Here is a 12,629-nt window from a genome sequence, read left to right as displayed (position 1 = left end):
CGGCAAAGTTGTCCCTATCCTACTGCAGCGCCGTATCGAAGGCCGAGCGCAGGGCCGCGTAGGCGCCCCGGGCGGCCCGCTGCTGGGCGAGCTTTTTGGACGGCCCTTCGCCGCTACCCCACAGGCGGCCCAACGCCCAGACTTCATAGCGAAAGGGCGGCCCCGGATCCACCAGTCGGTACTCGGGCAACTCGCCGGCGGCGAGCTTCTGGGTCAGCTCCTGCAGCGCCGATTTGTGGTTGCCGCGGGTCGGGTCGGCCATCACCGATTCGGCAAGGTGTGCCAGATGGGGCAAAAGCCACGGGCGAATCAGGCCCAAATCGCCGGTGCTCAGATACAGCGCCCCGATCACCGCCTCGAATCCGTCCGCCAGTCGTGTGATCCGACCGCGCTCGTCACCGCTCGCGGAGCGGCCCACCACCAGAAATTCCCCCAGGTCGTAACCTTCCGCCAGCTCGGCCAGGGCCACATCGCTCACCAGCACCGAGCGCACGGCGGTCATCTCGCCCACCGTCAGTTCCGGGTCGGCCCGGTACAAAAATTCCGCCGCCAGCAGCCGCAGGATTTCATCGCCCAAAAATTCGAGCCGGTCGTTGTCCTCGCCGCCTTCCTGGGCGGACCAGCTCGGGTGGATGAGCGCCCGGTGCAACAACTCCCAACTGAGGGCTTCCGGTTCACTGAGTGCGAAGCGGGCGGCAAAACGGCGCAGTTGGGCCAGTCGCAGGGGAGTGAGAGCCGATTCAGCCATCGCCCCCGATCCGGATGCGGTACTCGAAGCGGTTGCCGGGGGTGCTGCCGGTGCGCTCAAAACCTTGGCGCTCGTAGAAGCGGACGGCGCCGACGTTGGTGGCAAGCACCGTCAGGGTGCACACCCCCACCCCGATTGCGGCGAGCTTGCTGTGGACCAGGCGCCACAGGGCGGAACCGATACCTAGGGCCTGCACCTCGGGAGCCACGTAGAGGCGGACCAGATGCGCGACCCGCCCGACCGCCAGCACCTGGGTAAAACCCACCAGGGCGCCCCCCGGCGCCTCCGCCACCCAAAAATGGCCGTCCGGGCGGGCGGCAGCCCGGCCAATCGCTTCGAGGCTGTAGGTGTGGCCCACGAACGATTCGATATATTCCTCTTCGAGCAGGCCCCGGTAGGTCGCCCACCAGCAGCGCACCGCCAGATCCCTGAGCGGCGGGTGATCCGCCGGGGCAAGGGGTCTGAGATCCACCGGGCCGAGGGCAGTGGCCACCACGGCCCGTTCCACGACGCGCTCGACGCCCCGCGCCGAAACCTCGGCGCCCAGATCGGCGACGCGCTTGTCCGTGAGCGGATGGCGCCAGTCGGGAGCGATCTGGGCCAGCGGCACCAGCACGAAGGGGCGCTCCTCCAGGCGCGGATGGGGCAGCGTCAGGACGGTATCCGCCTGCACCCAGTCGTCGTACCACAGCAAATCGAGATCTAGCGTGCGTGCCCCCCAGTGCACCTCGCGCGTCCGCCCGGCCGCCGCCTCGCGCTGCTGCAACTCGCCCAACAGGCTCACCGGGGCCAGCTCGGTCTGGAGGGTTAGGCAGCCGTTGATATAAAGCGGTTGCACCGGACCGACCGGTTCTGTCTCGTACCAGCTGGAAATTGCCGTCACCGCCAGACCGTCCCCAGGACGGTGCAGCGAGCGCACCGCCCGGGTAAGCGTCTCCAGGCGCTCCCCGAGATTGGCGCCCAGCGCGATCGCTGCTCTGGCCATGGCTGTTGCCCTCTCTTTTCCACCAGGATATATTTCGAGAGAATCTTTCTTCAGCACCGCTGAAGCAGCGAGCTGCATGTGTCACTTTTGGTAGATCTCTTTTTGACGGCCAAACCGATCATCGGGGTCGTTCACCTGTTGCCCTTGCCGACTTCGCCGCGCTGGGCCGGCTCCCTCGACGCGGTGATGGCCCGCGCCGAACAGGAAGCCACCGCCCTCGCCACCGGCGGCGTGGATGCGCTGATTGTCGAAAACTATTACGACGCCCCTTTTGTGCCCGGCCGCGTCGATCCGGCCGTGGTGGCGGCGATGAGCCTGGTGGTCAAGCGCATCATTCACCTGGTGCCGGTGCCGGTGGGCGTGAACGTGCTGCGCAACGACGCCCACGCCGCCCTCGCCGTCGCCGCCTGCACCGGCGCCCAATTTATCCGGGTGAACATCCTCACCGGCACCATGGCCACCGATCAGGGCATCATTCAGGGTGAGGCGCACTCGGTGCTGCGCTACCGGCGCGAACTGGGAGCCGAGACGCGCATTTTCGCCGATGTTCTGGTCAAACACGCTTCGCCTCTGGGGGCCGGCGATCTGTTCCAGGCCTGCCGCGACACCGTCGAGCGGGGGCTGGCGGACGGCATCATCGTCTCGGGGGTGGCCACCGGCAGCCCGCCCCGGCGCGAGGATCTGGTCACCGCCCGCGCCGCTGTACCCGACGTGCCGATCTTGATCGGTTCAGGGGCCGACCCCGCCAATGCCGGTGATCTGCTGGGCCTCGCCGACGGCGTGATCGTCGCCAGCGCCCTCAAGCGCTTCGGCAAACCCGAACAGCCCATCGACCCCCACCGCACCCGCCAGTTTGTCGATGCTGTGCACCTTGCCGCCGACGGGGTCGGCAAGTCGCCGCTGCTCGAACTTGAAGAAGTCGAAAGTTTGTTCTAAACAGGTCTGTGAACGACGGCGACGCCGTCGGCAGCCGGTTTTGCGCACCGAGGAGCGCCGTGGACGGTAAAGGGCACGACACATTTTTCCCCCATTTAGTGATAGATTCCGGGTGCAAGGTGCCCGTAGAGTTTGACCTGTAACCCTCTATCCGCCCGATTGCCCCGTCCAGCAATCGGTGAACGCCATCGGTTTTTGATCAGCTCCTAAGTGCCCGTTTCGAACGATTCCGCTCGAAAGTTTCCGCCTGCACTGACCCACGCAATCTCTATCGAGGATTCGACCATGAACGATGTTTCACTGGCCGCCGCATTGCTGCGCGGCTTAATGGTATTTTGCTGTATATTTATTGGTTCGAGCGCCTGGGCGGCCGAGTGTCCGCCCGGCAGTTACACCCAGCGGACGGTCACCGGCGGCATCGGCTGCGTCATCCAGCCGAGCCGCACCGACCCGGCCATCCAAGACGCCGGTTCCAACAGCAAAGGCTACGGCTACCACGTGGTCGGCATACCGGCCGATCCGACCCAGATTCAAGGGGTCTACGTGCACTTTATGGGTTCGGGGGCCAGACCCTACGACCAGACCACGGGCGGTTACTCCGTGGGACAGATTCTCGAAGACGCCCTGGCGCGCAACTTTATGTTTATTGCCCTCGCTTACGTCAACCCGGAGACGATCGGCCAGTTGTGCGGCGGCGACAGCGCCTGCTACGGGCTTGCGCGCCAGGAGGTCATCTACGGCGATGCGGTTTCGCCGGAGGTGAGTGTGGACACGGCCAACGGCATTTTGAACCGCATGGACGCGCTGGTGAATTTTTTGGAGGAAAACTTCGAGCCGGCATCGGCCCTGCCGGCAGCCTTCGCGGGCGCTGCGGTCGACTGGAGCCAGGTGCGCGTCGGGGGCGGCAGCCAGGGGGGCGGCCACGCGGGCTATATCGGGCGGGATTTTCTGACCGAGCGGGTGTGCTTTATGGCCTCGCCGGAGGACACCGTCACCCAGAAAGATTCTTTAGACGACCCGGGGGTGATCGTTTCGGCCGCCTGGCTGACCGAAGGCACCTGGAAAACACCGACCGCTTCGCTCAAGGGCATCGTCCACGAGGATGAGGACGGCTACGAGAAGATCACCACCAACTTCGCCGCTTTGGGCATGGTGCAATCGACCAGCGAGACCCAGCCCAACAACGACTGGGTCAAGATCACCATCCCCGTAGAGAACCCCCACACTGCCCCCACCACCGACGAAGCCCTTTCCTACGCGCGCGACTGGGCCTGTTTCTCGGGCGGTGACGGTTCGCCGCCGCCACAGCCTTTGCCCGTGGTGACGAGCTTCAGCCCCACCTCCGGCAAAGTCGGTACCCGGGTGACCATCCGCGGCAGCAGCCTGGAGGGCACCACCGCGGTCAAATTCGGCGGTGTGTCGAGCACCCCGACCTCGGTCTCCAGCCGTTCTGTGCGCGCGGTGGTGCCCACTGGGGCGGCCAGCGGTCCAATCACCATCGTCACCCCCAGCGGCAGCGCCAGCAGTGCCACCAATTTTCAAGTGCTGCCCTGAGTCCGCAGCGGTTCCGTGGGTGAGAAGTTCCTAGTGGGGGTTCTCGCCCATGGGACCGCTCTGGGTGAGGCGGGCTAGAAGCGAGCGCAACTGCGTGCGCGGCAGATTCGGCCAGTTGCCCTGTTGTTCCATCTGCATCAGCAGGTCGAACAGTTCCTGGCGATTGGTGGGCAGCGCTTCCATGTAGTAGGTGTCCCGCAGCCAGTGGTGGAAATTCTCTAAAAACCGCAGCATCTGCAGCAGTTCGACGGCGTTGCCCCGGCGCTTTTCGGCGATGGCCAACAGCTCCTCGCAAACAGGTTCAAGCTCGGCAGGCAGCGGATCGGGAAAGGTGGGGCGCGCGGGGGCCATGGGCTGACCAGAATCGGGACATCGCCGTTATTATGACCTCTGGAGGGCTGAATCCACCGTTCACCCAGATGGCTCCCGTGCAAAGGTCACCCGAATATCTGCTTGAAGTGGCCCGGCGCACGGCTTGGGGGGCGGCGGATATTTTGTTGGACTATTACAGGCGACCGCTCAAGATTCGCCAGAAAAACGGCGGCCCAGTCACCGACGCGGATCTGGCCGCCGACCGCTTTATTTTGAGTGAGTTGCGCTCTGCCTGCGGCAACGAAGCGTTTGCGTATTTGAGTGAGGAGACGATCGGTGGTCTGGAGCGCTTCGAGCGCCCCTTTTTGTGGGTAGTGGATCCGCTCGACGGGACGCGCGATTTTATCGACCACACGGGCGAATTTGCTGTGCACATCGCGCTGGTGGAATCGGGCCGGCCGGTCCTGGCGGCGGTGGCCTGGCCGGTGCGCGAGCGCGTCTACTTTGCCCGCAAAGGGTGCGGGGCTTACTCTGAGAACCGCGCCGGGGTGCGCGAACGCCTACAGGTCAGCCAGATCAGCCAGCTCGACCAGTGCCGGATTATCGTGAGCCGCGTCCACCGCGACTGGCGGCTCGACGCGCTGTTGGCGCGGTTGCCGAAAAGGGAGCGCATCGTCCACGGTGGCTTGGGCTGCAAGCTGTGCGCCATCGCCGCAGGTGAGGCGGAGATGTACGTGGGGCTTTCGGGGCGCAGCGCCCCATGCGACTGGGATCTGGCAGCACCGCAGATCGTCTTGACCGAGGCGGGCGGTGCGATGAGCCGTTTCGACGGCGGCGATTTGCTCTACAACCAGCCGGACTTGCACCTGTGGGGCGGTCTGATTGCCGACAACGGTGTTACCCACGGCAGTTGGTGCAAGCTGTTGCCGGATGTGCTCTCCCAGGTCGAACAACTAGATTGAGCGGCCGGGTCTGCGGATGCGCTCGACAATAGCCGTGGTCGATGTTTTCCAGACAAAGGCAATCAGTTCGACCCGACCGCCCACGGCTGCTACCGCCGCGGCCTCCGGCAGCGTTTCAGCGGTGTAATCGCCGCCTTTGACGTAGATGTCGGGGCGCAAGGCCGCCACCAGTTCGGCGGCCGTCGGTTCGGCAAAAATGACGACGGCATCGACCGCGCGCAGGGCAGTCAGCACCGCCGCCCGTTCACCCTCGCCGTTGAGGGGACGCGACTCGCCCTTGAGGCGGCGCACGGAGCTGTCGCTGTTGAGGCCCACCACCAGGGTGCGCCCCAGGGCGCGCGCCCGGGTCAGGTAATGGACATGGCCCGCGTGCAGGATGTCGAAGCAGCCGTTGGTGAGCACCAGCGGACGCCAGCGCTCGGGCTCGGCTGCAAGAAGCTGCTGGAGCGCCCCGACGCTCAAAACCCGCTCGTCCACTCCAGCTCCTCGAGGTGGGCGTGCAGTTCGTCGGGGTGGGTGGTGGCGGTGCCAAGGCGGCGCACGACGATGCTCGCGGCCAGATTGCCCAGGATTGTTGCCTGGTAAGCGCTGCCGCCGCTCACCAGCGCCAGGGTAAATGCCGCCACCACCGTATCGCCCGCACCGGTCACATCGAAAACCTGGGTGCGGTTAAAAGCCGGGATGTGCCGCGCCTCGGCCTCCCCGGCGCTAAACAAGCTCATGCCTTCTTCGCCGCGGGTGATGAGCATGTGCCGGGCACCGGTGCGGATGAGCAGCTCCTGCCCTGCCCGCAGCAGCGTACCCGCATCCTGGATCGGGTAGCCCACTGCCGTCTCCGCCTCCGGCAGATTGGGCGTAAAGACCGTGGCGCCGTGATAGCGCTCCGGGTGCAGGTGGGTATCGACGACCACGCACGGGTGCAGGAGGGACGCAGCGATCGTCTTGTCGGAGAATACGCCTTCGGAGTAGTCGGAGCAGACGACGGCGGCGCAACTGCCGGCCAACTCGCCAATGCGCTCGGCCAGTTGCCGGGCCAGTGGCGGCGGCAGCGGTCGGTCGGATTTGCGGTCGATGCGCACCACCTGCTGGGTGACCGACTGGCGACTGTGGGCTGCGATGCGGGTCTTGGTGACGGTCGGACGCTCCGCATCCGTCACCAGGCCGCTCACGTCGATACCGGCCTCGGCGAGTAAGGTTTTGAGGGCCGCCGCCTGGCTGTCCTGGCCGGTTACTCCGGCAACCGCCACCTGCGCTCCGAGCCGGGCAAGATTGTAGGCGGCGTTGGCGGCCCCTCCGGGGACTTGGCGGGTGTGTTCGTGGCGCAAGATGAGCACCGGCCCCTCGCGCGAGATGCGCTCCGCAAGCCCGGTCATAAATTCGTCGAGGGTCAGGTCTCCCACCACCAGCACCCGCCGACCGGCAAGGCGGTCGATGAGTCGATGCAAATCGTCTCTTAAGCCCAAACGTCCTACCCCGAAACCCAGACAAATCTATCACGCCCGCTGCGCACCGCGAACGGCGGTAGCGAGAGACCACCCGGCGGTACATACCGCCGGGTGGACAAGATCGCCATGAATGATTTACCGCTGACTTTCTAACAGAATATTACGGGCCAACGAAGGTGCGTTCGGCTTTCTCCGGCAGGACCGGGAACGCAGAACCTATGGATTTACAGTGCGCGGCGGCCGGTCACGAAGCCCACCACAGCCAGCACAACGGCTGCCACAATCAAAAACCAGGCAACGCTTTGGAGCGAGGAGACAACGCCGCCGAAGCCCAGTAGTGCAGCAATGACCATCAAGACGACCACAAGCCAGAGCAGATTCAACATCGCTTTCCCTCTCGAATCAATTGTCTTTGATTGCATCTTAAAAATTTAGAACCGCGCTTACATCCCCCAGCTGAAATAAGCCTGGAGATGAGGAGCCGATTGCGGCCGTTCCGTTGCGGCCCTTGCAGGCTTGGCGTCGGCTTATCGGGCCGCCGGGGGGTGAAGGGGAGCACGGGACTTGCTGAGCGGTTTTTTCCCGTGCGATACTGGCAGTCCGTGCTGCAAAGATCATGTTCGAATCGCTCAGTGAAAAGCTTGAAGGTGCCTGGCGGAAGCTGCGCGGCCAGGACCGCATCACCGAGGGCAATATCGACGAGGCGTTGCGCGAGGTGCGCCGCGCTTTGCTCGAAGCCGACGTCAATTTTCAGGTGGCCAAGGAGTTCGTCGCCGACGTGCGCGACGACGCGCTGGGCGCCGAGGTCGTCAGCGGCGTCACTCCCGACCAGCAGTTCATCAAGATAGTCCACGACCAACTCGTCGCCCTGATGGGCGAGCAGAACGTCCCCCTAGCCGAGCCGCGCGCCAAGGGTCGTCCGGCGGTGGTGCTGATGGCCGGTCTGCAGGGTACCGGCAAGACGACCGCCTCCGCCAAGCTCGCACTCTATCTGCAAAAGAACGGCCAGAAGCCGCTGCTGGCTGCTGCCGACGTCTACCGTCCCGCCGCCATCGACCAGTTGCAGACGTTGGGCGGCCAAATTCAGGTACCGGTCTTCACCCTGGGCAAAGAGGCCGATCCGGTCGATATCGCCCGCGCTTCCCTGGAGCGGGCCATCGCGGACCGCCACGACGTGCTCATCGTCGATACGGCCGGGCGGTTGTCGATCGATGACGCGATGATGGCCGAACTGGAACGCATCAAGGCGGCCATCGACCCCGAAGAAATTTTGTTGGTCGTGGACGCGATGACCGGTCAGGAGGCGGCCAACCTCACCCGTGCCTTCCACGACCGGCTGGGGATTACCGGGGCCATCCTCACCAAGCTGGACGGCGATACCCGCGGCGGGGCCGCCCTCTCGGTGCGCAAAATCTCCGGTCAGCCCATCAAGTTCGTGGGCGTGGGCGAAAAAGTCGAAGCGCTGCAGCCTTTCTATCCCGAGCGGATGGCCTCGCGCATTTTGGGAATGGGCGATGTGCTCACCCTGGTTGAAAAAGCCCAGGAAGAAATCGATTTTGCCGACGCGGCCAAGATGGAGCAGCAGCTGCTCACCGGGCAGTTCGACTTCGAAAGTTTCATCAAGCAGATGCGGATGATCAAGAACATGGGGCCTCTGGGCGGTGTTCTGAAGATGATCCCCGGCATGAACAAGATCAGCGACGACCAGATTCGCCAGGGCGAAGTGCAGCTCAAAAAAGCCGAGGCGATGATCGGTTCGATGACCACCCAGGAGCGGCGCAACCCGGATCTGATCAATCTCTCGCGCAAGCGCCGCATCTCCAAAGGTTCCGGTGTCTCCCTCGAAGATGTGGGCAAGTTGCTCAACGACTTTGGCAAGATGCGCCAGATGATGAAGATGATGGGCGGCGGCGGTCCTTTCGGGGGCGGCATGCCCGGGGGGGGCCTGGGCGGCATGTTCGGCGGCGGCGGCCGACAGGCCCAAAGCGCCGGTCCCAACCCGGCTTTTGGCCCCGGCTGGCGCGGACAGTCCGCTTCCGGATCTCGAAGACCCAACCCGCCCAAGCCGCCCAAAGGCAAAGGCAAGAAAAAGCGCAAGGGTTTTGGGTGATAATTGAGTTTTTTGTAACCTACCAAGGAGGTGAACAGCAATCGCTGTTGCAATTCGCTTGAAGCGCATTGGCGCCAAGAAAAAGCCGGTCTACCGCATCGTGGTGACCGACTCGCGCTCCCGCCGCGACGGTGCGGTCATCGAGGAAATCGGCTTTTACGATCCTCGCGCCAACACCGAGAAGGGCCTGCCCGAGGTCACCCTCGACGTCGAAGCCGCCCGCAGGTGGCTCTCCCACGGCGCCCGGCCGTCCGAAACGGTCCAGGGCCTGCTGAAGCGCGCCCAGGTCTACGCATCCCCGTCCTCTTCTACGCCCGACAGTGATTAGTTCCGAAGCCGACAAGCCGCCCAGTTATCGAGAACTGGCCCTCTTTTTGATCCAGCCGTTGCTCGATACGCCCGAAAAACTGGTCATCAGTTCCGAGACGACGCTGGGGGGTCGCAAGATTCGCCTGCGTGTCGCCTTTGCCCCCACGGACAAAGGCCGGGTATTCGGCCGCGGCGGCCGGACGATCAACGCCGTGCGGACGGTCCTGGAGTGCGCGGCCCGGGCTGCCGGTCAGGACGTCGATCTGGAAGTTTACGAGTAAGGGCGGCCATCGGTCGCCCGTCGTCATGGGGAAGGAGGTGAATTTAGCGATGACTGAGGTTCGCCTGGGAGAAAACGAATCGATCGAGTCGGCCCTCAAGCGCTTCAAGAAAAAAATCCAAAAAGCCGGGATTCTTTCTGAAATCAAGCGCCGCGAGCGCTACGAAAAGCCGAGCGCCCGCCGCAAGCGCAAAGCCGAAGCGGCCCGCAAACGCCGCCGCTAGCTTATGTTTATTGCCTTCGACTCCGCCTGGAATGCAGTCCGGGCGGGGTTTTGTCTATGGGAGCCACCCGAGAAGCGGGTTATGCTAGCATCTTGAAACAGCAAACCTGGAGAGGTGGCTGAGTGGTCGAAAGCGACGGATTGCTAATCCGTTATAGGGCAGGTAACTCCCTATCGAGGGTTCGAATCCCTCCCTCTCCGCTAGCACAAGGATCACAGCCCTCGAAGCCGCCCAATCGACACTTCGTGGCCGGATTTGACGATGTTCCTGTGGGCCCCCGGCAAAGTCTGGCAGGTGGCAGGCTCACCGGTCTGAAAATCAGCAGCGGGGCAACCGTTCGTTCAGCCCATCTCCCGCAGGCGTCTTTCGAGGAAACGCCGCTCAGCTTCCTGTTTCACCCAAGCGCTGCCGCCAGCCGTTGCTCACCTGCTGTCGATACCACCCTGTGAATGGGGCTGCTCAGGCGCCACCGGACGTTAATCGAGACATAAAGCATCGTGAGCCTGGCATTCGGTCCAGTCAGGTGATATTTCTGTAGAGAACCGCCTGACCACCAACGATGACCACCAGCAACGGCCAGCCCCCGGACTTCCCCTCCAGGCTCGATCGTATCGAAGCGCTCGTCGCGACCAACAGCGAACAGATCGCCGCCAACATTTCCGCCATTGGCCGCCTGGAAGTATCGGTCACCGCCAACACCGTCGCCATCACCCGGCTTGAGGCCAATCAAGCGGCGATGAGCGAACGGGTCAACATCATGGCCGAACGGGTCGATACCCTGGCGGAGTCGATCCGCCTGCTGGTGCCGATTATCCAGTCGATCCAGTCGGATGTGCGCGGCTTGCAACTGGAGAACCGGCGCATCCTCGATATTCTGCAGCAGCGCGGGGAAAATGGGTGAAGTGCCGGAATTCAGCTTTCATTTCAGCAATGCTACCGCTGAGATCCGCTCCGGACAAGGATCGCTAATCCGTTGTCGGGCAGGTAACTCCCTATTGGCTATCAGCAAGCCGGTTACAGCCCCCGCAAGCCCACCGAGCAAGGTTAATGAAAGAATCGCCCGCTCGTCGACCATGACCACCAGCCACGGACAACCGCCAGAATTCTCCACCAGGCTCGATCGGATCGAGGCCATCGTCGCTGCCAACAGCGAGCAGATCGTCGCCAACGCCAGTGCCATCGGCCGTCTGGCACTGGCGGTCGCCGCCAATACTGCTGCCATTACTCGCCTCGAAGCCAATCAGGCTGCGTCGAGTGAACGGGTCGACATCATGGCCGAACGGGTGAACACCGTGTCGGAATCTGTGAATCAGGTTTCCCATATCGCTCTGGCCACTTTGCGGCGCATTGACGCGATGCAGGTAGAGATTCGAGGGCTGCAGACGGAGAACCGGCGCATTCTGGAGCTCCTTGAGCAACGCGGGCAAGGGGGCGGGGACAGCGCATAAGGGCATCCCCGCCTTCACTCTGGGGCTACATCCGGCCTTTTTGCATCACTTCCTGCAGGTGGTGGCGGATTTCCTGAGCGCACTCGATGTCCATTTGCTGCAGTTTCTCGAACAGTTGGGCACAGGGTTGGGAGTTGGCCTGTCGGGCGTCGCGGATGTAGACGTCGTAGGCTTTGATCGCCTCGGCTTTGTTCTGAAGCACCGTGAGCAGATTGTATTCGAGGTCGCTGACGGCTCGCCGGGGAGTCTGGGTTTCCATGATTTGTCTCCAAAAAAGCTTCCAACCAATCTGACCCGAGCGGCGGGCCGGTTCCTCTGCCGAAGGGATCAGAGGACTGGTGGTTTCGTCATCCGGCATCGTTGGTCTATAATTACGGATCGTGCGACAGCAATGAGGGCGCAGGAGCGCAACACATGGGTACGAAGATCGTTCTGAAAAAAGATGTGGACACTCTGGGCAAAGCAGGCACCCTCGTCGAGGTGGCACCCGGTTATGCACGCAACTATCTGATCCCCCAGGGGTTGGCCGTCAAGGCCACCCCTGGGCTCGTCAAAGAAGCCGAATTTCGCCAGGCCAAGCGGCGCGAAATCGAAGCCAAGCACCGCGCCGACGCGCTTGAGACCAAGAAGACCCTCGAAGCGTTGGGCTTCTACGAGGTCTTCGCTCCGGTCGGCGAGGACGGCAACCAGCTGTTCGGTACGGTGACCAACCAGGACGTGGCCGAGGTGGTCGCAAGCAAAGCCGGCATTACCATCGACCGGCGGGAGATCACCATCGAGGAGCCGATCAAGCGCACGGGCGTCTACACCGTCAAGGCGCGCATCTTCCAGGACGTGGTGGCCACCCTCCGCCTGCAGGTCAACGCCGCTGGTTGATTTTGAACTGCCGGAGGAATTCTGGCGGGGGCTCGAACAATTCAATTCGGGCCAGTTCTACGCCTGCCACGATACGCTGGAGGCGCTCTGGATGGATGCGCTGCATCCGTTGCGGCTTTTTTACCAGGGCATCTTGCAGCTGGCGGTGGCCTACTATCATCTGGGCAACCGCAACTGGCAGGGTTGCGTGATCTTGCTGTCCACCGGCATCGAGCGGCTCGATTACTTCGCCCCGGAGTACCTCGGGGTAGACATAGAGACATTACTCGAACAGAGCACTGCCTGCCTGGAGACGCTCCAGGCCCTCGGACCCGAGGGTGTCGCAGCTTTCGATCCGGCCCAGATCCCAAAGATTGCTTATATCCGTGCGAGCAATCCGTAGCAGTGCTTGTAACGCCTGTCACCAACCATCTATAAATTACAATGGAGCGCATTAACTT

The 12,629-nt window shown here is 63.3% G+C and carries 18 protein-coding genes and 1 tRNA gene; 12 read left to right on the top strand and 7 right to left on the bottom strand.

Going from position 1 to position 12,629, the window contains the following annotated elements:
- Positions 1–19 precede the first annotated feature (19 nt).
- Both rnc and folK read right to left on the bottom strand, forming a co-directional pair.
- Positions 20–748: a ribonuclease III gene (gene rnc, locus GLL_RS13665; protein ID WP_011142642.1), complete on the bottom strand. Its 729-nt coding sequence runs from the start codon at positions 746–748 to the stop codon at positions 20–22.
- Positions 741–1,733, bottom strand: a complete 993-nt coding sequence (gene folK / locus GLL_RS13660; RefSeq protein WP_164929071.1) for a 2-amino-4-hydroxy-6-hydroxymethyldihydropteridine diphosphokinase — start codon at positions 1,731–1,733, stop codon at positions 741–743. Before folK ends, rnc begins: the two co-directional genes overlap by 8 nt.
- Before the next feature lie 78 nt (positions 1,734–1,811).
- On the opposite strand from folK, the gene btpA reads away from it, so the two are divergent.
- On the top strand, positions 1,812–2,669 hold the full coding sequence (gene btpA, locus GLL_RS13655; protein ID WP_011142640.1) for a photosystem I biogenesis protein BtpA: 858 nt from the start codon (positions 1,812–1,814) through the stop codon (positions 2,667–2,669).
- 285 nt (positions 2,670–2,954) lie between these two features.
- Positions 2,955–4,223 (top strand): IPT/TIG domain-containing protein, encoded by a 1,269-nt coding sequence (locus tag GLL_RS13650; protein ID WP_164929070.1) that lies wholly within the window; start codon positions 2,955–2,957, stop codon positions 4,221–4,223.
- A 30-nt stretch (positions 4,224–4,253) separates the two neighbouring features.
- On the opposite strand, the gene GLL_RS13645 is transcribed toward GLL_RS13650, so the two are convergent.
- Positions 4,254–4,574 (bottom strand): hypothetical protein, encoded by a 321-nt coding sequence (locus GLL_RS13645; protein WP_011142638.1) that lies wholly within the window; start codon positions 4,572–4,574, stop codon positions 4,254–4,256.
- A 77-nt stretch (positions 4,575–4,651) separates the two neighbouring features.
- On the opposite strand from GLL_RS13645, the gene GLL_RS13640 reads away from it, so the two are divergent.
- Positions 4,652–5,497 (top strand): 3'(2'),5'-bisphosphate nucleotidase CysQ family protein, encoded by an 846-nt coding sequence (locus tag GLL_RS13640; RefSeq protein ID WP_164929069.1) that lies wholly within the window; start codon positions 4,652–4,654, stop codon positions 5,495–5,497.
- On the opposite strand, the gene rfaE2 is transcribed toward GLL_RS13640, so the two are convergent.
- The 3 genes from rfaE2 to GLL_RS13625 all read right to left on the bottom strand — a co-directional run bounded on the left by rfaE2 (position 5,489) and on the right by GLL_RS13625 (position 7,328).
- A complete protein-coding gene (rfaE2, locus tag GLL_RS13635; RefSeq protein WP_011142636.1) occupies positions 5,489–5,974 on the bottom strand; it encodes a D-glycero-beta-D-manno-heptose 1-phosphate adenylyltransferase in 486 nt (161 codons plus the stop codon). The two genes, GLL_RS13640 and rfaE2, sit on opposite strands and share 9 nt — an antisense overlap.
- Positions 5,956–6,960, bottom strand: a complete 1,005-nt coding sequence (locus GLL_RS13630; protein ID WP_011142635.1) for a bifunctional heptose 7-phosphate kinase/heptose 1-phosphate adenyltransferase — start codon at positions 6,958–6,960, stop codon at positions 5,956–5,958. Before GLL_RS13630 ends, rfaE2 begins: the two co-directional genes overlap by 19 nt.
- 206 nt (positions 6,961–7,166) lie before the next feature.
- The gene (locus GLL_RS13625; RefSeq protein ID WP_164929068.1) at positions 7,167–7,328 is read right to left on the bottom strand and encodes a DUF1328 family protein; all 162 of its coding nucleotides are present in this window, start codon (positions 7,326–7,328) and stop codon (positions 7,167–7,169) included.
- A 230-nt stretch (positions 7,329–7,558) separates the two neighbouring features.
- Here GLL_RS13625 and ffh point away from each other — a divergent pair, with 230 nt between their 5' ends.
- From ffh to GLL_RS13590, 7 genes are all read left to right on the top strand, one after another.
- A complete protein-coding gene (gene ffh, locus GLL_RS13620) occupies positions 7,559–9,052 on the top strand; it encodes a signal recognition particle protein (protein ID WP_011142633.1) in 1,494 nt (497 codons plus the stop codon).
- 40 nt (positions 9,053–9,092) lie between these two features.
- Positions 9,093–9,380 (top strand): 30S ribosomal protein S16, encoded by a 288-nt coding sequence (gene rpsP / locus GLL_RS13615; protein ID WP_164929697.1) that lies wholly within the window; start codon positions 9,093–9,095, stop codon positions 9,378–9,380.
- Positions 9,373–9,642, top strand: a complete 270-nt coding sequence (locus GLL_RS13610) for a KH domain-containing protein (protein WP_011142631.1) — start codon at positions 9,373–9,375, stop codon at positions 9,640–9,642. Before rpsP ends, GLL_RS13610 begins: the two co-directional genes overlap by 8 nt.
- A 49-nt stretch (positions 9,643–9,691) precedes the next feature.
- Positions 9,692–9,865 (top strand): 30S ribosomal protein S21, encoded by a 174-nt coding sequence (gene rpsU, locus GLL_RS13605; RefSeq protein WP_011142630.1) that lies wholly within the window; start codon positions 9,692–9,694, stop codon positions 9,863–9,865.
- A gap of 108 nt (positions 9,866–9,973) precedes the next feature.
- A tRNA-Ser gene (locus GLL_RS13600) sits at positions 9,974–10,065 on the top strand.
- A 359-nt stretch (positions 10,066–10,424) separates the two neighbouring features.
- Positions 10,425–10,766 (top strand): hypothetical protein, encoded by a 342-nt coding sequence (locus tag GLL_RS13595; protein ID WP_011142629.1) that lies wholly within the window; start codon positions 10,425–10,427, stop codon positions 10,764–10,766.
- A complete protein-coding gene (locus tag GLL_RS13590; protein WP_011142628.1) occupies positions 10,759–11,313 on the top strand; it encodes a hypothetical protein in 555 nt (184 codons plus the stop codon). Before GLL_RS13595 ends, GLL_RS13590 begins: the two co-directional genes overlap by 8 nt.
- A gap of 25 nt (positions 11,314–11,338) precedes the next feature.
- Here GLL_RS13590 and GLL_RS13585 read toward each other — a convergent pair whose 3' ends face one another.
- Positions 11,339–11,572, bottom strand: a complete 234-nt coding sequence (locus GLL_RS13585) for a hypothetical protein (protein ID WP_164929067.1) — start codon at positions 11,570–11,572, stop codon at positions 11,339–11,341.
- A gap of 155 nt (positions 11,573–11,727) precedes the next feature.
- Here GLL_RS13585 and rplI point away from each other — a divergent pair, with 155 nt between their 5' ends.
- Positions 11,728–12,189 carry a 50S ribosomal protein L9 gene (rplI, locus tag GLL_RS13580; protein ID WP_011142626.1) on the top strand — a complete coding sequence of 154 codons (462 nt, stop codon included), beginning with the start codon at positions 11,728–11,730 and terminating at the stop codon, positions 12,187–12,189.
- Positions 12,182–12,571 carry a DUF309 domain-containing protein gene (locus GLL_RS13575; RefSeq protein WP_164929695.1) on the top strand — a complete coding sequence of 130 codons (390 nt, stop codon included), beginning with the start codon at positions 12,182–12,184 and terminating at the stop codon, positions 12,569–12,571. Before rplI ends, GLL_RS13575 begins: the two co-directional genes overlap by 8 nt.
- The last annotated feature ends 58 nt before the right edge of the window (positions 12,572–12,629 follow it).

Origin of the sequence: Gloeobacter violaceus PCC 7421 (assembly GCF_000011385.1) — a bacterium.
GTDB classification, from domain to species: Bacteria; Cyanobacteriota; Cyanobacteriia; order Gloeobacterales; family Gloeobacteraceae; genus Gloeobacter; species Gloeobacter violaceus.
The sequence above is the reverse complement of the archived record's forward strand: the minus strand, read 5'-3'. Positions and strand labels throughout refer to the sequence as shown.

Coding starts and splice junctions, on each gene's coding strand:
- rnc (WP_011142642.1), bottom strand. CDS start 748: ATGGCTGAATCGGCTCTCACTCCCCTGCGACTGGCCCAACTGCGCCGT.
- folK (WP_164929071.1), bottom strand. CDS start 1,733: ATGGCCAGAGCAGCGATCGCGCTGGGCGCCAATCTCGGGGAGCGCCTG.
- GLL_RS13650 (WP_164929070.1), top strand. CDS start 2,955: ATGAACGATGTTTCACTGGCCGCCGCATTGCTGCGCGGCTTAATGGTA.
- GLL_RS13645 (WP_011142638.1), bottom strand. CDS start 4,574: ATGGCCCCCGCGCGCCCCACCTTTCCCGATCCGCTGCCTGCCGAGCTT.
- GLL_RS13625 (WP_164929068.1), bottom strand. CDS start 7,328: ATGTTGAATCTGCTCTGGCTTGTGGTCGTCTTGATGGTCATTGCTGCA.
- ffh (WP_011142633.1), top strand. CDS start 7,559: ATGTTCGAATCGCTCAGTGAAAAGCTTGAAGGTGCCTGGCGGAAGCTG.
- rpsU (WP_011142630.1), top strand. CDS start 9,692: ATGACTGAGGTTCGCCTGGGAGAAAACGAATCGATCGAGTCGGCCCTC.
- GLL_RS13595 (WP_011142629.1), top strand. CDS start 10,425: ATGACCACCAGCAACGGCCAGCCCCCGGACTTCCCCTCCAGGCTCGAT.
- GLL_RS13590 (WP_011142628.1), top strand. CDS start 10,759: ATGGGTGAAGTGCCGGAATTCAGCTTTCATTTCAGCAATGCTACCGCT.
- GLL_RS13585 (WP_164929067.1), bottom strand. CDS start 11,572: ATGGAAACCCAGACTCCCCGGCGAGCCGTCAGCGACCTCGAATACAAT.
- rplI (WP_011142626.1), top strand. CDS start 11,728: ATGGGTACGAAGATCGTTCTGAAAAAAGATGTGGACACTCTGGGCAAA.